The sequence below is a fragment of the Vibrio sinensis genome (assembly GCF_003605645.1).
Taxonomy (GTDB): domain Bacteria; phylum Pseudomonadota; class Gammaproteobacteria; order Enterobacterales; family Vibrionaceae; genus Vibrio; species Vibrio sinensis.
On record NZ_QVMU01000007.1, the window covers coordinates 26,166 to 51,462 of the forward strand.

25 protein-coding genes and 1 tRNA gene are annotated in these 25,297 nt (G+C 42.6%); 7 read left to right on the forward strand and 19 right to left on the reverse strand.

Annotation, left to right across the window (positions count from 1 at the left end):
* Nucleotides 1–46: 46 nt before the first annotated feature.
* The 15 genes from DZ860_RS09655 to DZ860_RS09725 form a co-directional block, all read right to left on the reverse strand.
* A complete protein-coding gene (locus DZ860_RS09655; RefSeq protein WP_120030728.1) occupies nucleotides 47–1,183 on the reverse strand; it encodes a flagellin in 1,137 nt (378 codons plus the stop codon).
* A 537-nt stretch (nucleotides 1,184–1,720) separates the two neighbouring features.
* On the reverse strand, nucleotides 1,721–2,860 hold the full coding sequence (locus tag DZ860_RS09660; protein ID WP_120030729.1) for a flagellin: 1,140 nt from the start codon (nucleotides 2,858–2,860) through the stop codon (nucleotides 1,721–1,723).
* A gap of 363 nt (nucleotides 2,861–3,223) precedes the next feature.
* A complete protein-coding gene (gene flgL / locus DZ860_RS09665; RefSeq protein WP_120030730.1) occupies nucleotides 3,224–4,417 on the reverse strand; it encodes a flagellar hook-associated protein FlgL in 1,194 nt (397 codons plus the stop codon).
* Nucleotides 4,418–4,426: 9 nt separating this feature from the next.
* The gene (gene flgK / locus DZ860_RS09670; RefSeq protein WP_120030731.1) at nucleotides 4,427–6,301 is read right to left on the reverse strand and encodes a flagellar hook-associated protein FlgK; all 1,875 of its coding nucleotides are present in this window, start codon (nucleotides 6,299–6,301) and stop codon (nucleotides 4,427–4,429) included.
* 254 nt (nucleotides 6,302–6,555) lie between these two features.
* Nucleotides 6,556–7,503: a flagellar assembly peptidoglycan hydrolase FlgJ gene (gene flgJ / locus DZ860_RS09675; RefSeq protein ID WP_120030732.1), complete on the reverse strand. Its 948-nt coding sequence runs from the start codon at nucleotides 7,501–7,503 to the stop codon at nucleotides 6,556–6,558.
* A gap of 12 nt (nucleotides 7,504–7,515) precedes the next feature.
* Nucleotides 7,516–8,607 (reverse strand): flagellar basal body P-ring protein FlgI, encoded by a 1,092-nt coding sequence (locus tag DZ860_RS09680; protein ID WP_120030733.1) that lies wholly within the window; start codon nucleotides 8,605–8,607, stop codon nucleotides 7,516–7,518.
* 47 nt (nucleotides 8,608–8,654) lie between these two features.
* The gene (flgH, locus tag DZ860_RS09685) at nucleotides 8,655–9,434 is read right to left on the reverse strand and encodes a flagellar basal body L-ring protein FlgH (RefSeq protein ID WP_120030734.1); all 780 of its coding nucleotides are present in this window, start codon (nucleotides 9,432–9,434) and stop codon (nucleotides 8,655–8,657) included.
* Nucleotides 9,435–9,461: 27 nt separating this feature from the next.
* A complete protein-coding gene (gene flgG / locus DZ860_RS09690; protein WP_120030735.1) occupies nucleotides 9,462–10,250 on the reverse strand; it encodes a flagellar basal-body rod protein FlgG in 789 nt (262 codons plus the stop codon).
* A 38-nt stretch (nucleotides 10,251–10,288) separates the two neighbouring features.
* Complete coding sequence (locus DZ860_RS09695) at nucleotides 10,289–11,038, reverse strand: flagellar basal body rod protein FlgF (RefSeq protein WP_120030736.1); 750 nt, start codon at nucleotides 11,036–11,038, stop codon at nucleotides 10,289–10,291.
* Nucleotides 11,039–11,252: 214 nt separating this feature from the next.
* Nucleotides 11,253–12,557: a flagellar hook protein FlgE gene (gene flgE / locus DZ860_RS09700; protein WP_120030737.1), complete on the reverse strand. Its 1,305-nt coding sequence runs from the start codon at nucleotides 12,555–12,557 to the stop codon at nucleotides 11,253–11,255.
* A 27-nt stretch (nucleotides 12,558–12,584) separates the two neighbouring features.
* Nucleotides 12,585–13,295, reverse strand: a complete 711-nt coding sequence (gene flgD / locus DZ860_RS09705; RefSeq protein ID WP_120030738.1) for a flagellar hook assembly protein FlgD — start codon at nucleotides 13,293–13,295, stop codon at nucleotides 12,585–12,587.
* A 17-nt stretch (nucleotides 13,296–13,312) separates the two neighbouring features.
* The gene (gene flgC, locus DZ860_RS09710; protein ID WP_120030739.1) at nucleotides 13,313–13,729 is read right to left on the reverse strand and encodes a flagellar basal body rod protein FlgC; all 417 of its coding nucleotides are present in this window, start codon (nucleotides 13,727–13,729) and stop codon (nucleotides 13,313–13,315) included.
* A 4-nt stretch (nucleotides 13,730–13,733) separates the two neighbouring features.
* Nucleotides 13,734–14,129: a flagellar basal body rod protein FlgB gene (gene flgB, locus DZ860_RS09715; RefSeq protein WP_120030740.1), complete on the reverse strand. Its 396-nt coding sequence runs from the start codon at nucleotides 14,127–14,129 to the stop codon at nucleotides 13,734–13,736.
* 335 nt (nucleotides 14,130–14,464) lie between these two features.
* Nucleotides 14,465–15,292, reverse strand: coding sequence for a CheR family methyltransferase (locus DZ860_RS09720; protein WP_120030741.1), 828 nt, complete (start codon nucleotides 15,290–15,292; stop codon nucleotides 14,465–14,467).
* A 10-nt stretch (nucleotides 15,293–15,302) separates the two neighbouring features.
* Nucleotides 15,303–16,229, reverse strand: coding sequence for a chemotaxis protein CheV (locus tag DZ860_RS09725; protein WP_120030742.1), 927 nt, complete (start codon nucleotides 16,227–16,229; stop codon nucleotides 15,303–15,305).
* Between the two features lie 76 nt (nucleotides 16,230–16,305).
* On the opposite strand from DZ860_RS09725, the gene flgA reads away from it, so the two are divergent.
* From flgA to DZ860_RS09740, 3 genes are all read left to right on the forward strand, one after another.
* Entirely contained in the window at nucleotides 16,306–17,052 is a 747-nt protein-coding gene (gene flgA, locus DZ860_RS09730; protein WP_120030743.1) for a flagellar basal body P-ring formation chaperone FlgA, read from the forward strand.
* 104 nt (nucleotides 17,053–17,156) lie between these two features.
* On the forward strand, nucleotides 17,157–17,474 hold the full coding sequence (flgM, locus tag DZ860_RS09735; protein WP_120030744.1) for a flagellar biosynthesis anti-sigma factor FlgM: 318 nt from the start codon (nucleotides 17,157–17,159) through the stop codon (nucleotides 17,472–17,474).
* Between the two features lie 18 nt (nucleotides 17,475–17,492).
* On the forward strand, nucleotides 17,493–17,918 hold the full coding sequence (locus DZ860_RS09740; protein WP_120030745.1) for a flagella synthesis protein FlgN: 426 nt from the start codon (nucleotides 17,493–17,495) through the stop codon (nucleotides 17,916–17,918).
* A gap of 112 nt (nucleotides 17,919–18,030) precedes the next feature.
* On the opposite strand, the gene flgP is transcribed toward DZ860_RS09740, so the two are convergent.
* Together flgP and DZ860_RS09750 are read right to left on the reverse strand one after the other, a co-directional pair.
* Nucleotides 18,031–18,462, reverse strand: a complete 432-nt coding sequence (gene flgP / locus DZ860_RS09745; protein WP_120030746.1) for a flagellar assembly lipoprotein FlgP — start codon at nucleotides 18,460–18,462, stop codon at nucleotides 18,031–18,033.
* A 9-nt stretch (nucleotides 18,463–18,471) separates the two neighbouring features.
* Nucleotides 18,472–19,107: a FlgO family outer membrane protein gene (locus tag DZ860_RS09750; RefSeq protein WP_120030747.1), complete on the reverse strand. Its 636-nt coding sequence runs from the start codon at nucleotides 19,105–19,107 to the stop codon at nucleotides 18,472–18,474.
* A gap of 160 nt (nucleotides 19,108–19,267) precedes the next feature.
* Between DZ860_RS09750 and DZ860_RS09755 the strand changes: the two genes are divergently transcribed.
* The 4 genes from DZ860_RS09755 to DZ860_RS09770 all read left to right on the forward strand — a co-directional run bounded on the left by DZ860_RS09755 (nucleotide 19,268) and on the right by DZ860_RS09770 (nucleotide 22,071).
* Nucleotides 19,268–20,404: a flagellar assembly protein FlgT gene (locus DZ860_RS09755; RefSeq protein ID WP_120030748.1), complete on the forward strand. Its 1,137-nt coding sequence runs from the start codon at nucleotides 19,268–19,270 to the stop codon at nucleotides 20,402–20,404.
* Nucleotides 20,405–20,446: 42 nt separating this feature from the next.
* Nucleotides 20,447–20,523, forward strand: a tRNA-Arg gene (locus tag DZ860_RS09760).
* A gap of 112 nt (nucleotides 20,524–20,635) precedes the next feature.
* On the forward strand, nucleotides 20,636–21,424 hold the full coding sequence (map, locus tag DZ860_RS09765) for a type I methionyl aminopeptidase (protein ID WP_120030749.1): 789 nt from the start codon (nucleotides 20,636–20,638) through the stop codon (nucleotides 21,422–21,424).
* Nucleotides 21,425–21,564: 140 nt separating this feature from the next.
* Complete coding sequence (locus DZ860_RS09770; protein WP_120030750.1) at nucleotides 21,565–22,071, forward strand: Fe3+-citrate ABC transporter substrate-binding protein; 507 nt, start codon at nucleotides 21,565–21,567, stop codon at nucleotides 22,069–22,071.
* A 184-nt stretch (nucleotides 22,072–22,255) separates the two neighbouring features.
* On the opposite strand, the gene DZ860_RS09775 is transcribed toward DZ860_RS09770, so the two are convergent.
* Both DZ860_RS09775 and gltX read right to left on the reverse strand, forming a co-directional pair.
* Nucleotides 22,256–23,218 carry an OmpA family protein gene (locus tag DZ860_RS09775; RefSeq protein ID WP_120030751.1) on the reverse strand — a complete coding sequence of 321 codons (963 nt, stop codon included), beginning with the start codon at nucleotides 23,216–23,218 and terminating at the stop codon, nucleotides 22,256–22,258.
* A 459-nt stretch (nucleotides 23,219–23,677) separates the two neighbouring features.
* Nucleotides 23,678–25,102: a glutamate--tRNA ligase gene (gene gltX / locus DZ860_RS09780; RefSeq protein ID WP_120030752.1), complete on the reverse strand. Its 1,425-nt coding sequence runs from the start codon at nucleotides 25,100–25,102 to the stop codon at nucleotides 23,678–23,680.
* Nucleotides 25,103–25,297 lie beyond the last annotated feature (195 nt).

Sequence of the window (25,297 nt, forward strand, 5' to 3'; positions counted from 1 at the left end):
ATAATCCAGCACATAGGCTGGATTATCCGACCAAACACCTTAAACGTTATCCCAATAAGCCTAACGCCGCTGTAGGAGCTTGTTTCGCTTGAGCGAGTACTGAACTTGAAGCTTGCGATAATATTTGAGCTTTGGTCAATGCAGTCGTTTCTTTAGCAAAGTCTGTATCTTTGATTCGACTATTAGACGCATTGACATTTTCATTAATATTATCAAGATTATTAATCGCGTGATTAAAACGATTCTGGAATGCCCCTAATTCCGCGCGATGACTATCCACATATTTCAATGCTGCATCCACGATCGCGACCGATTCTTGTGCGCCGCCCACAGTCGTCACATTCATACTGTCTACTGTGACCGACTTAGCCGCCCCCATGTTTAGATCGCTGCCCAATGAGCCGCCAAAAGTAACCGCACCTTCAACCGTATTATTGTCAGTAAAGATCTGCAATTGTCCTTGGTCATTAACCGAAGCGGTAACTTTATCGGTCTGTCCATTGATATAAGTCGCCAGTTCCTCAATATCATCCCCAGCTTTAGCTACAATATTGACGGTTTCCGCCGCTCCAGTCAGTTTATCGGTAACGGTAATATCAAGTGCATTCGTATCGGCTTGAACGGTCCAGTCCGGTTGCTTTGCGTTTGTCGCGAGATAGCTACTCCCGCCCATCAATCGGTTATCACTGCGCATATCATTCAATGTCAGCATCACCGCTTCGCCATTATCAGCACCAATCTGCATCGATTTAGTCGAAAAGGTTCCATTTAATAATTTGTTACCACCAAAAGAGGTGGTTTCTGCGATTCGATTCAATTCATCATTAAGTGATGTAATCTCTTCTTGAATGGCGATTCTTTCTGATTTTGAATTTGAACCATTAGCTGACTGCAAAGACAAGTCCCGCATACGCTGCAAAATATTGGTTGTTTCATTCATCGCACCTTCAGCCGTTTGTGCGATGGAAATACCATCATTGGCGTTACGCACAGCAACGTTCAAACCTCGACTCTGAACTGACAAACGATTAGAAATTTGTAACCCAGCAGCATCGTCTTTTGCGCTATTGATTTTTGATCCTGACGCTAAGCGCTCCATAGAGGTTTGCTGTGATTGCGTCGCACTATTTAGATAACGCTGAGCCGTCATTGCCGATACATTGGTATTTACATTCACTGCCATAATCGTATCTCCTATTGATTTCCATAAAGCGGAAGTTTTAAAAGGTTTCCGACGTCTCGGCAAACCAATAAGTTCTCTCAAAGTATCCCTTTAGCGGCTTAAAACTGGTCAACTTTAGAACAAACGAGACAAAAAGTGACCAATTTGGCATTTTGTACCAATAAGAACGCTAATCGAGAGAGTACTCAAGCAATGAAATGAATAGGTATAAATGGGTATCGGATCGGCTAATGAACAGCCTATTCAATAGAAAGGAATAGCATGAGATCGGAGAAGTAAACAAAAGAGCTTAACGATAACACTCTAAAAAATTGAAAGGGACAAGAAAAGGAAAAGCCCCATCCTTTGAGAGAACTGGGGCTATTGAGGTAGCCAACAAGGAGATCGAGAGAAATGATCACAGCTTGGCTGCCATACACACATGTTATCTCACTAGAGTAATGTGAGAGAACTCAACGTTCGATATCATGTGTGCTTGCCGTAAACGCTCAACAGACCCCACGTCTGGGTTATTTATGTCTGAAAAGCAATTTACTACTACTGCAATAATGACATTGCGGAGTTAGGCAATTGTTTTGCTTGAGCTAGAATGGAAGTACCAGCTTGTTGCAGAATTTGTGCTTTAGTCATCGCTGTCGTTTCTTTCGCGAAATCAGTATCACGAATACGACTATTCGACGCTTCAACGTTTTCTTGGATATTTGCCAAGTTATTGATGCTGTGGCTTAAACGGTTTTGTTTTGCACCTAAATCCGCGCGTTGTGAATCAACGTATTTTAAAGCTGAGTCCACAATACCAACCGCATTTTGCGCGCCACCAACCGATGTCACATCAATGCTTTCAACGGTAGTTTGCATGCCCGGACCAGATTTCAATCCAAGTTCACCCGACAGTGCACCACCAAAAGTAATATTGCCTTGCAAATTTGGCTCTGCGGCAAACATTTGCAATTTACCATCTTCATCGACAGACGCTTTCAATAAATCTGTTTGACCATTAATGTAAGTCGCCAGTTCTTCAATATCATCGCCAACTTTCGCATTGATGTTTAGAGCAACCGCTTCACCACTTTTGGTTGTAAAGTTCAGTGTTAAATCACTTTTATCCGCAGCAACACCCCAATCTTTATCTTTTCCCTCTGCGCTAGTGAACGTTTGTCCACCCATGCGGAAGTCATCGCCACGTACGCTGGTAAGCCCCATAATAATGGCCTCACCTGAGCTAGCACCAATTTGGAAAGAAGCTTCACCAAATGAACCATTAAGTAGCTTACGGCCACCGAATGAAGTCGTTTCTGCAATTCGGTTTAGCTCATCTTGAAGTGCTGATACTTCTTCATTGATCGCTTGACGCTCTGAGTCTGAGTTAGTGCCGTTTGCAGATTGCAGTGCTAAGTCTCGAACACGCTGAAGAATGCTTGTTGATTCATTCATCGCACCTTCCGCCGTTTGAGCAATCGAAATACCATCATTAGCATTACGCATTGCCACATCAAGACCACGACTTTGCGCAGTTAAACGGTTTGAAATTTGCAGACCTGCCGCATCATCTTTCGCGCTATTAATTTTTTGCCCAGAAGATAAACGCTCCATAGAAGTGTTTAAATCCCCTGTCGCTTTCGTTAAATAACGCTGTGCTGTCATAGCAGAGACGTTAGTATTTACTGTAATGGTCATAGTTTGCTCTCCTAGTGAGTTCGCAAGTGCTTGCGAAGCGGCCAGCTTAATCTCATTTGGAAGCACTGACCGTAAATGACTCGCTAAACCGGCATACACCAGTTTAAATTGTTTAATTCAACTCTACGCTAGACAATTCAATTTATGTGCCAACTTTGATACACAACAAATAAAATAATTTAGCTTTATTTATCAATAATTTAAATCAATACTCGTGTTAGGCATATTAATGCAGTACTCAGTATTGATTATGGCAATCAAACGTTTGCCGCTTATTTGCCACTCAGTTGCCATAGCGAGTTACTCGTAATGTTCATAACTTAAGTAGCGGTATTGCGCACTTACGGCATAGCACGTAAGGCATTAAATATAATTAAATAAGGTCAGATCTTTGGTTTTACCAAATGCCTGTTGTGATGCCTGCAATGCCCGTGAATTTTCATTAAATTCAATAACGGCTTGGGCATAATCTAGATCTTCAAAATTACTTTTTGACTTGGCAAGCGTCAGCTTAAAATCTTCGTGTTGTTGTTCTTGAATATCCAATGAACTCAAACGAGCACCGACATCAGTACGCACCTTGTTTAAATGAATAAACGCAGCTTGGAATTCTTCAGTCATCTGATGCAGCTCTGCTGTATTTGATGTGTCTGACACAGAGCCATCTGCGTATTCCATCGCATTTTTAAAGGTATCGAAAATACTGAATGTTTTGCGCGGTTCAAGAGTGATGGAATCCCCTTTCGAAATTTGCCCTTTTACAAAAATCGACACATCACCATACTTTATGCCTTCTGATGGATCGAATGCATCCGCTTTAACCACACTGCCATTTTGCTCAAGTTGGTAGCCATATTTACCATCCGGCATATCAACAAACGTCACAGTATAATTTGCCGTATCTGAGCTATTTAAATTGGTCGCTCGTTCGAGCAACAACTCAGATCCGTTTTGCAATTTATATTCAGGTTCAAAATCGCCGAACGGATTGCTAATTTCCATAAAGACTCGGTTTCCCGGATCATTAATCGGCACATCCAAATTGTTAGCAATTTTCATCAAGCGCTGGTAGTTATCGCCCGAATAAGAAACATCACCATTTTTATCTCTGAAAAATGGTTGGTTCTTCGGCTTAGTACCTGCGAATGTGTAGTTACCAGCCTCATCTTGAACATTTGCCAAGGTCAGTAAGTTATTTGCCAACTCTTGAATCTCACGACGTTTTGCCAAGCGATCTTCTGGTGATAAAGAGCCATTAATCATTTCCATCACAGAACGTTTGGCTTCATCGGCATAACCTTCCGTATTCGCAATCAAAACTTCATGGTGCTCCAAACGGTTTCGCGTTAATACGATTGAATCTATATATTTATCAAGCTGCTGATCTTGCTGATTAATATTTTGAACATAGTGAGTCGCCAATGGATCATCACTGGCTTTAAGCAATTTCTTGCCTGACGCTAACTGCGCTTGGTTGTGATGCACCTGCGTTTCTTGACGACGTAGATCATTTTGTACTGATTGATAATTGTGAAAGCTCGAGATTCGATTCAACATTTATTCACCCTACCTCAACGCCAAGATGGTATTAAACGTGTCGTTTGCCGCTTGCATGATGCGAGACGATGCCATGTAGGCTTGCTGAAATTTCATCATGTTTGCCGCTTCTTCATCTAAATTGACGCCGGCAATTGAAGCCACTCGCTCTTGCGCTGATTCTTTTTCTAAACGCGATATGTCGGTCAGTCGAGAAGCAGTAGCGGTATTCAAACCGACTTCAGTGTTTAAATCGTAATAGATATCCAATACCGTCGACTCGCCATTATTCACTAGCTTATCTATTTGCAGGTTCTGCATCTTAATTAGGTTGCCGTTATCACCTTCAGAGGGGACAAGGTTTGCCGTAAACTTATCGTTTGGCAATGCGCCCTCTGAGAGTTCAAATGTGGTACCGAGAACCGTAACTGGCTCTGATGGTGGGTAAGCTTGCGGTGATAGCAACACTTTCCCCTCAGTATCGGTTACCGCAAACTGCAATCCATCAGGGGAAACCACGACTTCAAATTCTCTTAGTTCACCCGCATCAACAATTTTAAATTCCGCTTTGCCCTGAGCAAACGTGGTAGATGCGTCATAACTTTGAGCGGCAATATGACTTGGGTCATTCGTTTCAAGCTTCATTTGCGCTCCACCCAGACGAGTTGGACGAATTAGCACTCGCTCTCCGTCCGCTAAGTTATTGCGAACTTCAACACGCAAACCATCAAACTCTAGAGCGTCGTCTTTTAAATCAATTTTGCTTTGTTGCCCATTTGGGCTAGTGACTAAGTAATCACTTCCGGTATAAAGGATGGAATACTCAGCACCTTTTAATTGTTTAGTATCATCAATGAATACCGCAAGGTCTGCTGTTGAATTTGATGACGTCACCACGCGGGATTTAGCAACCCAATCAGCATTGATATCGGTATACATCAAACCACCAACGTCACCATTGAGGTCTAAGCCTTGAGCTTGCAATTTATTCACGTGATCGGAAAACACGGTTGCTAACTTACCGAGTTGGTCCATAACATATGGCATCAGCTCATCACGCATATCGAGCATCGCGCCAATTTTGCCATCCATGTCTTTGCTTGTGATCGCTTTTACCGCGTTCCCTTCCACCATAGCTAAGCGATGCTGTTTTACATCTGGAAAGCCATCGACCATTTTTAATTGGCTTGCTTCGGTTCCCGAAACTAAGGTATGCCCATTACCGATATGAACGTTAAAACCTTCTCGGTTTTTACGTGGCGTTACGGTGACCTTAGTGTATTCAGAAAGTTCAGCGACCAATTTTTCATGCTGATCCATTAGGTCGTTATGAGGGCCAGGACTACGCATCATTAAACGGTTTAAATCACGAATTTCTACCGCTAATTGGTTCATTCGCTCGACACCCATCGACAACTTTTGATTCGTAACATCGTATTGGCGACGCATGGTTTCATGAAAACCATTGATGTTCTGCGCTATCAAATTCGCGTTCTCAAGAACGACTTTACGAGCACCAACATCATTCGGAGTATCGGCAAGTGCCGTTACTGCATCAAACCATTTATTAAAGTCTTGGGGGATTTTTTTTGAGGCCGCTGAAGACAGCATGCTTGAGACCATCTCAAGGTTTTCTTCAGTATCGACTTTGTTAGCAAAGTTTGTTGTGGATAGATTAAGCTCATTGGTGGCAAATTGATCCCATGAGCGGCGAACATTATCCACATGCACACCCATGCCATAGCTTTGTCCGGCAAAACTCGTCGGGGCATTAGTTCCCTGAATCACAGACTGCCTACTGTAGCTGTCTGTATTCACATTGGAAATGTTATGACCCGTGGTATTTAGCTGTCGCTGAGCCGTTAGTACACTTTGTGCACCAAGATTCAGTAGATCCGACGCCATATTGCCCCCCAAAAACCTAATAAGAATCAGCCTAAGCTGAATAACTAAAGGTTAGAAAGCAACATTCATGCCAAACTAAATTTCATTTATGACGTGGTAAAAGTAAGAGATTATATTGGCTTTGAATTGCTGAAAAATTATCGGCATATAGGGATAAAAAGATGACAACTAGAATGGTGATGAAAATCGATGCGGTGATTGAACACTATGGAATATAGGCTCGAAAACACTGATAGTCTTCGAACCTACTGATATTACATTTGATCTATTTTTGCTTTTACTTTTAATACTTTGTCGGCGTAGTTAGGATCTGTTGCGTAACCGGCTTGATGGATGCCATGAATAAACTGCTCAGAGTTTCCGCCATGACGTAATGCCGTGCTATAACGAGGATTCTCATTAAGAAAACGAACATAGTCATTAAAGCTAGCTTCAAAATTAGAATATGACCGAAACGCCGCATTTTCTTGAACCGGAATACCTTGATGATATTCCAATGTCTTCGTCGCAACGCGATTCCCGTCCCAACTCTTATCCGCTTTAATATTAAATAAATTATTACTATTACCGCGTGAGTTCGAGACCATCTTCTTGCCCCAGCCAGTTTCTAGCGCCGCTTGAGCAATCAATAATGACGAATCGACCCCTAACGCACGAGCTGCACGTTCAGCATAAGGCTTCATTGAAGAGACAAACGATTCTGGTGAATCAAACGAGGTTGACTTAGCCGTTAAAGTAGATGTGCTATTTGCGACGTCGGCTACTGGTTTCAATTCTGGCGTCAACTCTGGCGTTTGGGACTGAGTCGCTCGCGCCTTATCAACCTTTTCCATTAGTACGGCAAAATCATCTTGATTCGGAGTCGCTTTAGGTTCATCGGCATTTGCTGAGCTCAATTGAGCAACAATCATATCAGCTAAGCCCAACGAACCCGATGAACTCAGCTCACTCGCCATCTGTTCATCCATCATTTGACGATAAAACTGTTGGTTTTGGCTGTCCATCAAACCAGATTCAAACGTTGCATTTGCCTCTCGCATTGATTTAAATAACATCGACGTAAAGATCGCTTCAAATTGCTTTGCTGCCGCTGTTAAAGCACTCTTTTCGTCTTCTTCACCACCTTTAACAGCTTGCTGTCTTAGCTTATCTAAGCCGGAGATATCGTGAATAAAGCCAATATCATTGCCATTATTAATCATACTCTTATTCCCTTAGATAATGATCAGTTGGCCTTCAATGGCCCCTGCTTGCTTCAATGCTTGCAAGATAGCCATCAAATCTGATGGAGCAGCACCAACTTCATTTACTGCGCGAACAAGATCATCCAGAGTCAGCCCTGGTTCGAATTTAAACATCTTACCTTGTGCTTCACTCACTTCTATATCCGAGTCAGGTACCACAACTGTCTTACCACCACCAAACGCGTTTGGCTGGCTCACATTGAGGTTTTCTTTAATCGCCACCGTCATACCGCCATGTGTGACCGCTGCGGGTTTAAGCCTAACGTGCTTACCCACCACAATGGTTCCTGTGCGAGAGTTAACAATGATTTTTGCTGAACCATCAGCAGGATTAAATTCTAGGTTTTCAATCGCTGACAAAAAAGCGACTCGCTGGCTGATATCACGCGGCGCACGAACCTTAACGGAGGTCGCATCAATCGCTGATGCCATTTGAGGGCCAAGGAAGTTATTTACTGCATCAACCATACGTTGCGCGGTAGTGAAATCAGACTCAAGTAGGTTAAAGGTAATATAGTCACCACGACCAAATGGTGTTGGTATTTCGCGCTCGACCATTGCGCCATTTGATATCATACCGGCTGTCGGGTTATTCCCGACAATTTTTGAGCCATCAGCACCGCTTGCACTAAAGCCGCTCACGACTAGATTGCCTTGAGCAACGGCATAAATTTGCCCATCGAGACCTTTTAGCATGGTTTGCATTAGTGTTCCGCCACGCAAACTTTTCGCAGATCCAATCGAAGAGACAGTGACGTCGATAGTTTGTCCTTGCTTGGAAAATGCAGGCAGCTCCGCAGTCACAATAACCGCAGCAACGTTTTTCGTTTTGGGTTTGGTGCCTTGCGGCAACTGAATGCCGAAATTTTGCAGCATTGCGTTAAAGCTTTGATCGGTAAAAGGCGTTGATTCCCCAGTGCCCGGCAAGCCTGTTACTAATCCGTAGCCAACTAATTGGTTACTACGTACCCCAGCAACTTCCGCAACGTCTTTAATTCGTGCAGCGTTAACTTGGGTTGAAACCAGTAGCATGCTGGTTAATAGGAAAATCAATTTATTCATCCGGGGACCTTACTTTACTCAATGTCAAATCTTCGACTTTGATTTGATTAAAGAGAGACATTAAAGAATCGTGCCAAGAATCCAGGTTCTTGCATATCTTGTTGAGTACCGGCACCTGAATATTGAATTCTAGCGTTAGAAACTCGATTTGAAGCAATCGTATTGTCGTAGCTAATATCATCTGGGCGAATAGTGCCACTTAAGCGAATGTACTCATCACCCGTATTCAGTGTTAACCACTTTTCACCACGAATGATCAAATTACCATTGGCTAGCACCTCGATCACTTCAACCGTAATCGAACCCGTAAGGCTATTGCTTTGCTTCGCTGAGGCATCACCTGCAAACGTATTGGTATTATTTAAATCGTATGAGAAATTGTATTTACCCATTTCTAATACTTGACCACCGACAGATAGCGGTTCCATTTTGGCGTCGTTTTTCTTCGACATATCCGCATTGGCACTTTTTGCCGCTTTAGTACTCTCTTCCAAGGTCACGGTAATAATGTCACCGACTCCACGAGGCTTAGAGTCGTTGTATAAACTCATTGCTTGAGAAGCATTAAATAGTGAACCCGTTTCTGCGATATAGTGAGACGGTTCCTGCTTAGGATGTATTGGTGCCCAAGCTGGGTCCCCTGCAACTGGATCAACGCGTTCACGCAAGGTATCAATTAATCCAGTACTTTGTTGCTGAGATTTATCGCCCTCAACGGCATCAACCGTTGTTGTGCCTTGAACGACATCCGGCGTTTCAATTGGCGGCTCGAGCATTGAGCACCCAGATAAGGCAGCGATAGCAAGTACAGTCAATATTCGGATCATGATCATTTCCTCTTAATGATTAACTGCTTAAAGCTGCTGGTTCACAAAGCTCATCATCTTATCAACCGCTGAAATCACTTTAGAGTTCATTTCGTAAACGCGCTGAGCTTCAATCATATTCACAAGCTCTTCGGTTACGTTCACGTTAGACGTTTCCAACATCGATTGACGAACATCACCAAACCCATCAAAGCCCGGGACACCCTCTTGAGGATCACCGCTTGCACCTGTCGGCAAGTAAAGGTTTTGACCAATAGGTTCAAGACCGCCTGGGTTAACAAAATCAACGGTAGTGATTTGCCCAACCACAACGTTATTTTGCTCACCACGCATACGGACAGAGACTTCACCATCCGTACCCACGGTAATGCTGATAGCATCTTGTGGGATCACAATTTCTGGTTCTAATGAATAGCCAGCACCTGAGGTCACAATTGCACCCTCATCATTTACGGTAAACTGACCATTACGGCTATAGCCAATGTTGCCGTCTGGCATCAAAATCTGAAAGAAGCCATCGCCTTCAATCATCATATCTAAACTGTTTGATGTCGTTTGCGCATTACCATGAGTATGCACTTTTTGTGTCGCGACCACTTTCGAACCGGCACCCAACATCAACCCACTTGGTAGTTCAGTGTTCTGTGACGACTGACCGCCTGCTTGGTTGATATTTTGATAGAACAAATCTTCAAATACCGCACGACTTTTCTTGTAACCTATAGTCGAGGCGTTCGCTAAGTTGTTCGAAATCGTTGAAATATTGGTTTGTTGTGCGTCTAAACCTGTCTTACTAACCCATAGTGCCGGATGCATAATATTCTCCTAAGAATTGAATGAACTAATACTGTCTATTAGCTTGAGCGAAGTAGTGAGTCAGAAGCTTTATCCAACTCTTCCGCTGTACTCATCATTTTGACTTGCATCTCGAACTGACGTTGAAGATCAATCAAACTGGTCATTTCACCAATGGCATTAACGTTACTGCCCTCGATAGCACCAGTGAGTAGCTTTACACCGGCATCAGCTTCATAAGCTGTATTTGGGGTTTTAGAACGGAATAAACCGTTTACATCTTTGAATAGTGATTGATTGTCTGGACGTGACAACTTAATTCGGTCAACCACTTCAATGGCATCCGCAGGAGCACCTTGCGGAACAACCGAAATGGTACCATCGCCACCAATTTCAATTTTACTGACAGGAACTGGTAGCGTAATTGGCGCGCCCGTTTCACCAAGTACTAAATGACCTGAGCCACTGGTCAAGAGACCATTTGCATCAACTTTAAGGTTACCGTTACGAGTCAGACCCTCTTTACCCGTTGAGTCCAGAACCGACATCCAACCGTCACCTTGAATCGTAACGTCAAGATCTCGACCCGTTGTAATCACGCTACCTTGTTGAAAATTATGTCCCGGACGTTCAGTCATACTGAAGACACGAGTTGGCAGGCCATCACCATAGGCTTGCATTGAACGAGCTTGCGCTAAATCAGCACGAAAGCCAGTAGTACTCACGTTTGCGAGGTTATTCGCTCTTAACTGTAGCGCTTGCATATTCTGCTTAGCGCCACTCATGGCGAGAAACAAGGCACGGTCCATAATTTGCTCCAAGAATCACTATTCAAACGAAGTTAAGCAATTTTCGAGCCAATTTAAAGGCGTGAGTTAAAGTAATTAAAAACAGAAGCTTAGATAAAATAGATAGATGTAAGGTGGTAGTAGAAGAAAAAGATAACTGGAAATGGCAATGATGACAAACCAGCGATTGCCGCCAGTTTGCCACCTATTTCCGCTATGGTCGATTAAGCAGTGCTTATCGGATTTGCAGAATATTTTGTTGTAGCTGGTTATGTACTTCTAATGAACGCGAGTTCGCTTGGAAGTTACGCTGAGCAGAAATCAAATCCACCAGCTCTTGAGTCATATCGATATTTGATTGCTCTAGTGTACCGTTGTTAATGGTACCAAATGACCCCTTGTTCGACTCACCCCAGATTTTATCACCTGAGTATTGGGTCGAATCCCATTGAGTGCCGCCTTTCTTATCAAGACCTTGTTCGTTTGGTACACGAACCAAAGCAACACGACCTAGTGTAATGTTCTCACCGTTAGAGTAAGTACCCAATACACTGCCGTTTTCATCAAAGTCAATTTTAGTCAAGAAACCAGTAGTAGCGCCGTCTTCATCAAATTTAGTCAATTCAAATGGGGCTGCAAATTGTGTTGCTGAATCAAGACCAAATGATAGTGTCTGATTGATATCAGCACCGTTCATTTCAACAGGTGGAACACCCGCACCTAACGCTGCTGATACAATGTTGTTGCCTGAGTTTAGACTTGCAAGCGTACCATCATTATTAAACTTCATGGTGTGACCCACATGTCCAGTTGGCGTTGTTGCATCACCACCGGTAATGTTCACCGGCTTTTCACCCTCTTTATCCGTTACTGTATAGTAGGTCTGCCAAGTGTTAGGCTGAGTTTGATCTTTTAGGTAATAAGTACTGAGTTTGTACGACTGACCCATCGAGTCATAGATTGTCGATGAAGTTGTACGGTTATACGTTTTAGGATCGGTATGATCAAACAGCGTCGGATCTTTTAGATCGCCATTAGCCGGTAGGTTCACACCGACTTCAATGTTTGCTGTTTGTTTTGGCTTACCAAACTCCGCAGGAATGTTTAAAGGCTGAGGCTCATAGGAAAGTACTTCACCCGAGTTTTGGTCAACTTGATAACCCAGTAAGTACTCCTCATTTGAAGTTACCATGTAGTTATCTTTGTTTAAGTGGAATGCACCGTTACGGGTTAATTCATTTTGCTGAGGTACTAAACGTTCTTTCGCAACAGCAAAGAAACCCGTTCCGCCAATACGTAAATCCATTGGGTTATTGGTGTAAACACTCGAACCCTCGTGGAATTGTTGAGCGACCTTATTCGCTTGCACACCTTGGCCAGCCGTGGTTTTAGAGTTAGTAAACAATGAGCTTGAGTACACATCACCAAATTCTGCGCGTGACTCTTTAAAACCAAACGTATTCGCGTTCGCGATATTGTTACTGGTGGTGTTTAAGTCCAGCTGTGCCGCTGAAAGACCACTTAAAGATACATATGACATTCCAAATCTCCTATCTAGCCTACGTTGTTACGCTTTGCCTACTTCAAGTACTTCAGCAAGTCGAACTGGCGACGTAAAGCCAGCCAGATTGAGCAGTACGTTACCATCACCTTTACCAAGAAGAACGCTGTTCACGTTTGCGTAAGTCGATACGTCAAACTCTTTGTTCTCCCCATCCATCAAACCCGAGGCTTTCACCTTGTATTTTCCAGCCGGCAATGGATTACCGTTTTCATCTTTCCCGTCCCATTCAACACGACTATCACCTGCTGGTTTTGCACCCGCCTCCAGTGTTCGTACTAATTGGCCCGCTTCATTTTCAATACGTACAAAAACGTTTTCTACTGATTGTGGTAGCTTAACCATGGCAGCCATTCCTGCGTCCGCTTGCTTCACGCCAGCAGCACCAGGGACGAGCACATCACGACCGACAAGCGATGAAGCTTGTAAGGCTTGATTAGATGTCATGGAAGCATTCAAGGTATCGAACTGATTATTCATCTTGCCGATACCATCTACCGTAGCGAATGACGCCATTTGAGCGATCATTTGATCGTTGCCAACCGGTTTAAATGGATCCTGTTGAGCTAATTGCTTTGTCAGCAAAGATAAGAAGTCTTCTTGCTTAAGATCTTGCTTACCTGTTGTTTCATCGGGCTTTTTATTACCTTGCAAAGCTTTCAGCTGGTCGACATAAGACAAGCCGCTTTGACCAACGTTGTTAATACCACCGGCCATACGTTACCTCCTTACCCTTATTGACCCATCTGCAAAGTACGTAGCAACATTTGTTTGCTTGCATCTGCAACTTGAACATTAGTTTGATACGAACGAGAAGCAGAAATCATGTTTGCCATTTCTTCCATCACGTTCACGTTCGGCTTATAAATGTAGCCTTCGTTGTTTGCTAGAGGGTGATCTGGGTTGTACTCCGCACTCAGCGGTTTATCACTTTCAACAATGCCTAATACTTTCACTGGTACCGTATCATCGCGGTTGTAAAGCGCTTGGTTCAACTCGGCGCCGAATACCGCGTGACGAGCTTTATAGGTATCTTTTGCTGAACTAGCTACGCTGTCAGCATTCGCTAAGTTACTTGAGGTTGTATTTAGACGAACAGATTCAGCACTCATTGCAGAACCAGTTACATTGAATACATTAAATAGGCTCATCTAATTATTCCCCTTTAATCGCTTTGGTTAAGTTCTTAAATTTACTTCCTAAGAAGTCGAGTGATGCTTGGTGTCGAATTTGGTTTTGCATAAACTGGTTACGCTCCAAATTAACATCAACCGTATTACCATCACCCGTGTCAGGTTGTGTCGGAAGACGGTACTGCACTTCCCCTGTCATTCGTGTAGAGGCAGGAATATGCCGACCATCGGTACGATTAAGACCAATACTTGCCTCCGAACTTGCCGCTTGCAAAGCTCGTTGGAAGTCCATTCCTTTTGATTTGAAACCTGGGGTGTTCGCTTGCGCGATATTGGTAGAAATCACCTCAGCATTGCGCTCTCGGAGGCCAACCGTATGCTGGTGGATACCTAACGCTTTATCAAAAGAAATAGCCATGTTTACCCCTACAAAAGAACTGACCGTTATTACCGTAATACGTTGCAATTAGTGTACCAACTTTTTGAACTTCACTTCGCCAACATAGATTAGACGCAATGTGTGTACAAAATCGTGAGTATTTCACTTAATGACATATTAAGTGGAAGCTTCGTTGTGAATGGCTAACTAATGAATGACTTCTCGAGGTATTACTTATTGAAATAAAGCAATTAATAGGCCAGACATTTAACTAATGCGAACCTAAAACAAGCGAAATGGGAAATTTCACTAAAAAGCAAAAAACCCAGCCAAAGCTGGGTTTTTTATTGGGAGCAGACCAAGATTAAATCGGTCTACTTAAGCTTGTAGATGATCCCTGGGTTACAACGAACCATCTCAAATCGATCGGTTAAACCGGTAAGAGACTCAGAAGCTCCTAATAGTAGATAACCACCGGGATTCAAACTCGCTGCCATTTGATTGAGTACTTTCGCTTTCATTTCTGGCGAGAAGTAAATCAATACATTACGACAAAAAATGATGTCAAACTTACCCAGCAACGCGTAGCTATCCATCAAATTCTGAGGGCGAAAACTGACAAGACGCTTTGCCGTATCTTTGATTTTCATTCGCCCATCGCCAGCATCTTCAAAGAAGGCTCGGCGACGCTCAGGAGACAAACCGCGTCCTAGCGCTAAATTATCATAAACGCCGGTACGACACATATCCAACATGCTTGCTGAAATGTCAGTACCAACAATCGAAACACTTGGCAAAAAACCAGGTCTACGTTGTTGAGTTTCAAGAACCGTCATCGCCATTGAGTACGCTTCTTGACCCGATGAACTTGCTGCTGACCAAATCTTAATTGGTCGCTTATTCGCGGCCATTTCTGGCAATAGCTTTTCTGCCAAAACCGTAAATGGGTAACTATCACGAAACCATAACGTTTCGTTTGTTGTCATTGCATCAATCACAGCAACACGTAATTCTCGGTTACGTCCTGTCACCACATCTCGTAGTAAATCCGATAACGAGTTCAATTTAAACTTGCTGACCAAGGGACTTAAGCGGCTTCGGACTAAGTATTGCTTACTATCACCCAATACGATTCCGCATTGAGATTCCAAAAACCGACTAAAATCGCGATATTCTTGATCGCTGATGGTTATCGCTGTCATTAATTTCTCTTTAATTTGTAAGCGCTGTTTTTACTGCGTTTCCAAGCTCATCTGGATTAAATTTGGCAATAAAAGCGTTGGCTCCAACACGTTCAACCATCGCTTGGTTAAATACGCCACTAAGTGATGAGTGAAGAATAACATATAAATCTTTCATCTCTGGGTTGCGACGAACTTCCGCCGTCAATGTGTAGCCATCCATTTCAGGCATTTCAATATCAGAGATCACCAGTGAAATCTGATCATAGATAGAGCCTTGAGCCGCCATTTCTAGCAGTTTTTCATATGCTTCTTTACCGTCTTTCACCGATATAACTTCAAAACCAATCGATGTAATGGCTCGTTCAACTTGTTTACGAGCAACCGTTGAGTCGTCCGCGATAAGGATACGTCGAACGATCTTTTTTTGCGTTTCAGCTTGTGCTATTTCTTGGCCAATTGAGCGATCCATCGTTTCATCGACAGGTGCAATTTCAGCTAAGATTTTTTCTACATCAAGAATCTCGACCAATTCATTATCGATGTTTGTCACTGCTGTCAGGTAATTAGCTTTACCTGAACCTTGAGGTGGTGGAAGAATCCCCTCCCAGTGCATGTTAATAATGCGCTCAACCGACGATACTAAAAACGCTTGAATCGTACGGTTAAACTCAGCAATAACAACAAAACTCTTATCTACATCAGTCGTAGGACGTCCGCCGATCGCCAAACTCAAATCAATCACTGAAACGGTATGGCCTCGAATATGCGCGACACCTTTAACCAAACGATGTAAGTTAGGCATTAGCGTCAGTTTAGGACACTGAAGAACTTCCTTGACCTTAAATACGTTTATACCATAGCGCTGACGCCCCATTAGCCTAAACGTTAATAGCTCTAATCGGTTTTGACCGACGAGTTGCGTACGCTGATTCACAGAATCAAGAATACCCGTCATAAGTTCATCTCCATCTCAAACTTTCTTGTAAAAAAAGTGATAATCTAACGTTAGCGACGGCAAAAAGACAAACGGAATGATACACCTTAAATCACCCTATTACCCATTTTACAAAGCAAATCACAACGCTTTTAAAATTACTATGTATCAGTTTATCGGAATTTTACTGATATTCTTTAGTTTTTCCGCAACATCTGCCACTCAATCACAAATTGAGTCGATTCAGCAAGCAGCGCAAAACTATATACTCGATACGATAGAATGGCCAGCAGGGGGCACTTTAGAGGCGAAATCAGCCAATATTGACTCTCGTGTTTTTGCAACAGATTGCCCGACGGCGCTATTAACGTCCTCATCTTCGACTAACTCTGCAAGCAGCAATATTACCGTCATGGTGGAATGTGTCGACGATGATTGGCGAATGTATGTTCCTGTTCGTTTAACGAAAACAGGCCCACAGGTCACATTGATTAACCCAATGAATAAGGGGCAAATCATTGCTCAGAGCGATATTACCGTTACTATGGTAGACTTGCAGCGTATACGGCGGCAAGGCTTTTCCTCTGTTAATGCTGTGACAGGCGCAAAAGCAAAGAAAAACCTCCGAGTCGGTAACGTAATTCGACAAAATGATATATGTGTTGTGTGCAGAAATGAAACCGTCACCATAAAAGCAATAAAATCAGGTATGACAATTACCACTAAAGGTACGGCTTTATCAGACGGCTCACACGGCGAGCAGATTAGGGTGAAAAACATCAAATCCAATCGTATAATTGAGGCGAACGTCTCCGGAATTGCGGAAGTCAGCGTGGTTTTCTAGGATCGATTGACCACCACGGAAAGATCAGAAAAACCTCTAAAGTTTTGTATTGAGCTGTCGATAATGTCAATGCAGGTAAGATCAATTACTAGAAGGCTTAATTCATGGCAGGTATAGACAATATACGTTCTGGGCAAACTTTAACGACTTCGACTCGTAGCGCAGCACGTAATGAAACTAACGCTTCCAGCAACAGTACGGGAAGTTCGCGAACAAGTAACGTCGCACAAGATGCCGTATCTCTGAGTTCCCAGGGACGCGCGGTAGGTGAAATGCACAATCAAATGGTAAGCCAACCAAGCTTCGACCAAGCGAAAGTCGCCGCTATTAAAGAAGCTATTGCCAATGGCTCATACGTGGTTGACCCAGAAAAATTGGCAAGTAACATGATTAAATTTGAAAGCGAACTTGGCGGATTCTAGCCATAGCGAGGAATATCGATGGCAGCACTGAAAGGCTTAGTAGAGTTTCAACTCACCAATGCCAATGAACTCTCAACTTTATTAGATAGAGAGCAGCTTGCGATCACTCAACGTAATGCAAAAAATATTGAAACATTAGCCGCTGAAAAAGTCATTCTGATTGAACGACTACAACAAACAGATCAGCGCATTGCTCGGCACCCAGAGATCGCAAGCCTGAAGTCTGATCCTGAATTAAGCCAACTCGTTGAGCAAATAAAAATAGCCATTGAACACTGCCAAAAAACCAACCTTACCAACGGTGAAGCATTACAACGTGCTCAGTTGAGTTTTAATAAACTCAATAATTTAATGAAACAAAGCCAAGGTAAGTTTGGTATGACATACAATGCTGAAGGACAAACCCGAAACTTCAGCACCTTAGGTACAAATATCAAGGCCTAAACGTCTCTATGTCATACGCTAAGCATATATAAACTTAGCATCTGAAATGAATCAATAAAAAAGCGGCAATTTCTATTGCCGCTTTTTTATGAACTAAAGAAAAGAGAAAAATCTAAAATAATGTCTGCTGACGCTTTTCTGGTACTTGCTGAACTTCACCGTAATCTCGAAGTTTATTCATTTTCTGAATATCTAATCGCAGTTCAGTTACGTAGCTATCGCCCACTTTATAACTACGAATCACTTCAGCACCACGGATAACCCCATCAACAGCACCTGATGTCTGTTCTGTACCAAGACGTTGATCAATGAGTTCTGCGCGACCACTCACTCTCATACCATATACCTGTTCGGCAAGTTCACGGTAAGCATCAATCTTTGATGCTCGCATCGCTCTAACTTGTTTCTCTTCTTCATTTCGGCCTTTTTGCTCACCAATACTGGCATAGCCTACGGCCGTCAAAAAATCATCAGGACGCATGTTACTCAGTGGTTGGCATCCAACCATGGCAAACACAATGGCAAATAAAAACAGTTTCTTCATCTATTTTTCCTATGGACGCAGAATAACGGTGTATGGCTGTCGAATACTTGGGTCTGAACGAATCAACACCCCATCTTGAGTTCGAATACTATTCAACGTATCTAAATCTCGCCCAATCCGATCTGCAGGTAAAAAGCCTTGTGCGGTCGCCACAACAATGCGTGACTGCATACCAACAACACGTGCATTTACCAGCACCCCGCCCTCTTGACGCAGCATGGTTCCAGTCAAAACAAATTGAATATCTTGTTCATGAGCAAGATCTTTCCAATCACGGCTTAAAGCAAAATCACCTTGCTGGGTAACTTGAATATTACCGGTAGTTTTGAAATCCACCACCTTAAAACCACGACGTTGAAATTGATGAATAAATCCTTCAGAAACGGAGTTACCTAACCAGTTCGTCGCATCCAAATGTTGCAGGTCAACAAATGACGTCACAGCGATCGGTGTACGCGCCGAGACACTTGTATTGGAAATAACTAGTTCTTCCGTCATGCTTTCAATAAAATAGTCCAGCGTATGACGAGGACTATCCATCAGCATAAAAGGTGAGCCCTGATAAGGCTCCTTACCATTATAAACTGGCGAGTATGCACAGGCTGTTAAGAACACAGCAGGTACTAGTGCTAACCATTTTTTCATTCTCTTTTCTCCAGTAGTTTGGGCGAAAATTGTTCAAACTCGCTGTCTTTAGCAAAAAGTGGAACATTCCTTGCTTTTCTAAACTGCCACGGTTTAGAAAACTTACCCAAATCAGTTATCGATTATTAAGCAAAAAGTGTACCCAATTGGTAAAATACTCATGAAAAAGACGATTCTCATTTTAATTTCCACCGTTTATTTAAGTTTGCTCGGTGCAAATGCCCAAGCAGGTTGGTATGAAGTGACTGGCACTGCCACCGTCGTCTCTTCTGAGGAAGCGGCGCGTATCTATGCGCTTGAGGACGCTATCTATAAGGCGGTCACTTTCTCCGGTGCCGATATCGGCAGTATCGCGAATCTAAGGCCACTACTGGACAGTACTCGCTCGGAATATCAATTCACCAACCACGAAGTACGCTACGTTCTGGTCACCGAACAAAAAATTCGCAACAACATTATGTTCGTTCGTGCTCGAATTGATATTTACCCATCGGCAATAGGTTGCCATGTCAGCCAATACAAAAAGACATTTCTTGTCGGTAATATCGACATCGCATCGCCACAACAAGCAGTAATGGGGCAAATCTATAACGTAGGTGATGACTTTGCTCAGGTAATCAATCGTCAACTTGATCAGGAATCGGCAAGCTTTGTCTCTGTCGGTACTACCGATTTTGAAATCAGCAAACAATATCCTGAACGCCTTAAAATGATTGCTGAAGATACTGGCGCACAATATATAATTGGCGGCGTCATCAATGACTTAACGGCAACCATTGACCAAAAAGTTCTTGGTGAAGATATTATTAACCGCCAATTTGCTTTAGAAATGACTATTTTTGACGGCAAAACCGGAAACGAGGTATATAATCGCACCTATCGTGAAGTTGCTCGTTGGCCATTTGCTAAAACGAGCCAAGTCGATACGCGTAGCGCGCGCTTTTGGGCATCAACCTATGGCGAAATGATGCTGCGTGTTAGTCGCAATATTATGCTTGATTTAGAGTCAGAGGTTTCTTGTAAAATCACCTTGCCCGAAGTTGTGGCAAAGTGGGAAAATACCGTCACGATTAACTTAGGCCGCCTACATGGGGTAAAACCAGGTGACCAACTTCAACTCTGGCACACCGGTTCATTCATGGATCAACGTGGATTACCACGCAACAAAGTCACAGAAACCGATATAACTCTCACCGTATCTCGTTTATACGAAAATGAAGCGGAGCTGAGTATCGATCAACCAGAACTGGCTGGTAGCATTCAAATCGGCGATGTGATGCATAAAATCATAAGATAACGTTCGGTGCGATTTATTCGCGCTAGAACAACAATAGACAACGCTCCCGTGGCACAGCTGGATAGCGCAATCCCCTCCTAAGGGATAGGTCACAGGTTCAAATCCTGTCGGGAGCGCCACTTTATCAAAGCCCTATTCATTTATTTGAATGGGGCTTTTTTAATGGCAGAATGATGATATATCCCGGTGTTCTTACCAAACAATCGGATCAAGTCATATGAGGGAGCACATATGGACCAAAGGCATGTTCCAATCAAAACAGACCAAGAGATAGAGAAGATGCGTCAGTCAGGGCAGTTACTCGCTCAGCTCTTTACTGTACTTGAACAATATGTAAAGCCTGGACTTAGCACAATGGAAATCAATCAATGGGTTGAACGTTACATCATCAATCAATTGAATGCGCGACCAGCAAGCATAGGACAATATGGCTACCCCTACGCCATTAACTGTTCCATCAATAACGAAGCCTGTCACGGAATTCCTCTTTCCGATCGAATCCTTAAATCAAGCGACATCATTAACCTTGATATCACCTTAGAAAAGGAGGGATGGATTGCCGACTCTAGTAAAATGTTCATCATGCCAGATAGCCCTCACCATGCCAGGAAACTAGTGTCTGATACCTACCAAGCAATGTGGGTTGGGATAAAACAAGTCAAGCCCGGTGCTTATTTAGGGGATGTCGGCTATGCAATCCAAAGTTATATTGAGTCGTTAGGCTATAACATCGTTAGAGAATATTGTGGCCATGGTATAGGTCAACGAATGCATGAACCGCCCCAAGTTCTCCATTTCGGCTTGCCGCAACAAGGCTTGCTCTTACAACCAGGGATGACTTTCACCATCGAACCTATCGTTAATCAAGGCTCAAGAAAAGTGCACACCTTGTCCGATGGTTGGACTGTTGTGACTGACGATAACCGACTTTCAGCTCAGTTTGAGCACACGGTTTTAGTAACCGATTCCGGCGTCGAAGTGCTGACTTTGCGCCCTGATGAGCTGCATTTAGTTTCTTAACACTTTAAGTTAACCATTTAAATAAAATAGAATTTCAGCATTAAAATCAGATATAGCTATAATTATCGAATGTCTCACCTTTAAAAATGAGCAAACATTGCTTATCATTTAAATTAATAACAAATATATCAGTTAAAATTATGCCGAAGAGCAATTTAATAACTAATACCGGACACCGGTTTATTTCTAAAGCTAAGACTGCCTATAAAATTCACATCCATACTCCTGATGATGAAGTGCTACATCGTTCTGTTGGATTCATAAAGTTAGGAGAAGAACAAGGTCTCAAAAAAGCAATTCAACTTCGCAATGAAATCGGTCTGGAAATGTGGGGGAAATTTTGGCCTCGCTTACTGAAAGACCCTTACTTAATGACGCGTCTACCCCATTCTTTAGAACCTAAAATCATTTTCAAGCCGCGTCCAACAAAAGAAAACCCAACCGCAAAAGATGAATGCTTCATTGCAGCTTGGCGTAATTATGATGCCAACGGTAAGTTGATTTATCGAAGTGTTGTTTGCTCCATCAATAAACATGGACGACTTGCGGCTTATACCAAAACAAAAAAAGCACTGCTTGAAGCCAATAAAGAGAACTTAGAAATTCTCGATTTTATGGGCCGCCTGACTAGCATTGGATTAAAATAACTCTCGATACTCAAGATCCTCATGAGCCTTTAGCTTCAATGAGTACTGAGTTTTAGCGAGTATTGAATTTTAATGATAAAAAAACCGACTTACGTCGGTTTTTTTATCATATTAATTTCTATAGCCTGTCGACTTGAAGATATAGATAATCTAAAACCTCAAGTCGAGTAGGTATAAACAATTATTACTGTTCTACTTGGTATTCAAATTCTGGAACAGATACTTCAACACGACGGTTCTGCGCACGGCCTTCCGCTGTTTCATTAGAAGCAATTGGGTTGTTTTCACCCTCGCCAGATACCGAGATACGAGATGGGTCAATCCCCTCGTTCACAAGAGCATCAGCAACTGAATTAGCGCGTTTTTCTGATAGTTGTTGGTTGTATTCAGCACGACCCGTCGAGTCAGTGTAACCAACAATTTGAACATTCGCTTGAGGGTAATCATTCAGGAATGCAACTAAGTCAGTAAGGCCTGCAACACTGCCTTGTTTTAATTCAGAGCTGTTTGTTTTAAAGCTTTCCGTGTCAACCAATGTTGCTGCGTACGTCTTAGTCATCACAACAGGTGCTACAACCACTTCTTCAACAACCATGACTTCTTCAACCACGACTGGTTCTGGTTCACTCGCACCAAACTTGTAAGTCACACCTAGAGTCGCACTATTACCTTCTGCTCTCACAAGATCGTTGTTAATGTCTGTCAATGTTTGGTATTCAAGGCGAACTGTTACGTTTTCCATTGAATCAAATTCAAGACCAGCAGCTCCTAAGAATGATGCATCATCCTTGTCGCCGTAATTTACGTATGCACCACCAACTTTACCGTAGATAGAGATCGCGTCAGTAAGGTGTAGGTTCAGTTTTGGAGCTAACGTATAAGCGTCCACTTTTTGATCGTTAAGACCATCACCTGTGAACTTACCAAGATAATCATAGCCCGCTTCCAATGCTAGGAAATCCCAAAATTGATAACCCACGAATGCACCAATCGCTGAAGCATCATCGTCACATTGAGAACCGACTGTGGTTTTGCAAGAATCATCTAACCATGATTTACCTGCTTTAGCACCGATGTACACATCCGCCATTGCGGAGGTCGATGCCATTAATAGAGATGTGGAAATTACCGCTGCTAGTTTTTTCATTCTTATTCCCTCTGAAATCTTGATATTTTCTTGAGCAAGTGTAGTTTATATTTTTGTTCTCACTGAAATTTCATCATATTTTTCATAATAAATTTGAATGTGAACACTAATATATCACTGTCATTTAATTCTTTGTTTTATCGCTGCTTTACTGATGAGCTTCCAGCTCGAAGACTATAACATTTTTCAATTTCAATTGAAGTAAGATGGGATTTCATGAAACGTAATAATAGTTTGCACAATAATATATTGAAACCTCTCAAACCTTAATAATACAACGCTTGACGGTATATTTCTGTCTAATATCACTCTGCCTTTATGAAATTGAATTTACTATAATTCTCATAAATAAAACAAAATAAATTTAGTTCATGAATAGAGAAAAATCTAATTTAGATAGGATATATATAAAAAAACCGCAGCTAATAAGCTGCGGTTTGTGCTAACAATCACGCTTTATTAAGCGTTTGCTTCGCGCTCAGCAATAAATGCCAATGCCATCTTGATACGAGCAACACAACGCTCTTGACCAATCAATTGCATTACTGCATCAACTGATGGCGATTGACCACCGCCAGTTACAGCTACGCGTAGTGGCATACCAATCTTGCCCATACCAATCTCAAGTTCAGCACATACGTCTGCAATCATTTGGTGTAGGTTTTCAGTCGTCCACTCTTGAATCGCTTCTACTTTCGCTAGAGCAGCTTCTAGAGGCTCTTTCGCTACACCACGTAGGTGTTTCTTCGCTGCACCAGCTTCGAATTCAGCGAAATCTTCGTAGAAGTAACGAATCTGCTCTGCAAGCTCAACCAATGTATTGCAACGCTCACCAACTAAAGTGATCACTTCAGTAATTGCAGGACCGTTGTCTTTGTTGATACCTTGTTGATCAAGATGCCATTGTAGGTGTTTAGCAACATACTCTGGCTCTGAAGTCTTGATGTAATGGTTGTTCAACCAAAGTAGCTTATCAGTATTAAATGCTGACGCAGATTTTGAAATTGCGTTTAGAGTAAAGAATTCAATCATCTCTTCTCTAGAGAAAATTTCTTGGTCACCATGAGACCAACCTAAACGAACTAGGTAGTTGTTTAGTGCAGTTGGTAAGTAACCCATATCACGGTATTGCATCACTGATACTGCACCATGACGCTTAGACAGTTTTGCACCATCATCACCTAGAATCATTGCACAGTGAGCAAATGTTGGTACTGGCGCACCTAGAGCTTCGTAGATGTTGATTTGACGAGGGGTATTGTTGATGTGATCTTCACCACGGATTACGTGAGTGATTTCCATATCCCAGTCATCAACCACAACACAGAAGTTGTAAGTTGGAGAACCATCTGTACGACGGATGATCAAATCATCCATTTGGCTGTTGCTAATTTCGATACGACCACGAATTTGGTCATCAAATACAACGCTACCTTCTGTCGGGTTACGGAAACGGATAACGCATGGATCGCCATCTTTAGCCGCTTCGTTAACTGCTTTAATCTTTGGATGGTTAGCATCGTAACGAGCCATCTCTTTGTTTGCTTCTTGTTCTGCGCGAACTTCATCAAGCAACTCTTTCGACGCGTAACATTTGTATGCTTTATCTTCAGCAAGCAGACGATCAACCATTTCGTTGTAACGATCAAAACGTTGTGTTTGGAAATAAGGACCTTCGTTCCATTCCAAACCTAGCCATTCCATTCCTTCCATGATCGCGTCAACTGCTTCTTGAGAGTTACGCTCAAGATCCGTATCTTCGATACGTAGAACGAATTCACCGCCTTGGCTTTTTGCATATAGCCAAGAGTAAAGTGCTGTACGTGCACCACCAACGTGAAGGTAGCCTGTTGGGCTAGGAGCAAAACGAGTTTTAACCGTCATGTAAAATACCTTGATTGTCTAAATGACCGACACTAAGAGAGTACACTCTTAATGCTAAAAATTGCGCGTTATTCTAGCATCTATATCGGGATTCTGCCTACCTCAAGATAGGAATCATTGCTCAACCAATAAGATTAACTAACGACAAGGGAACTGAATGGGGCTGTAACGTGGGCTAAATAAGATGAAATATTC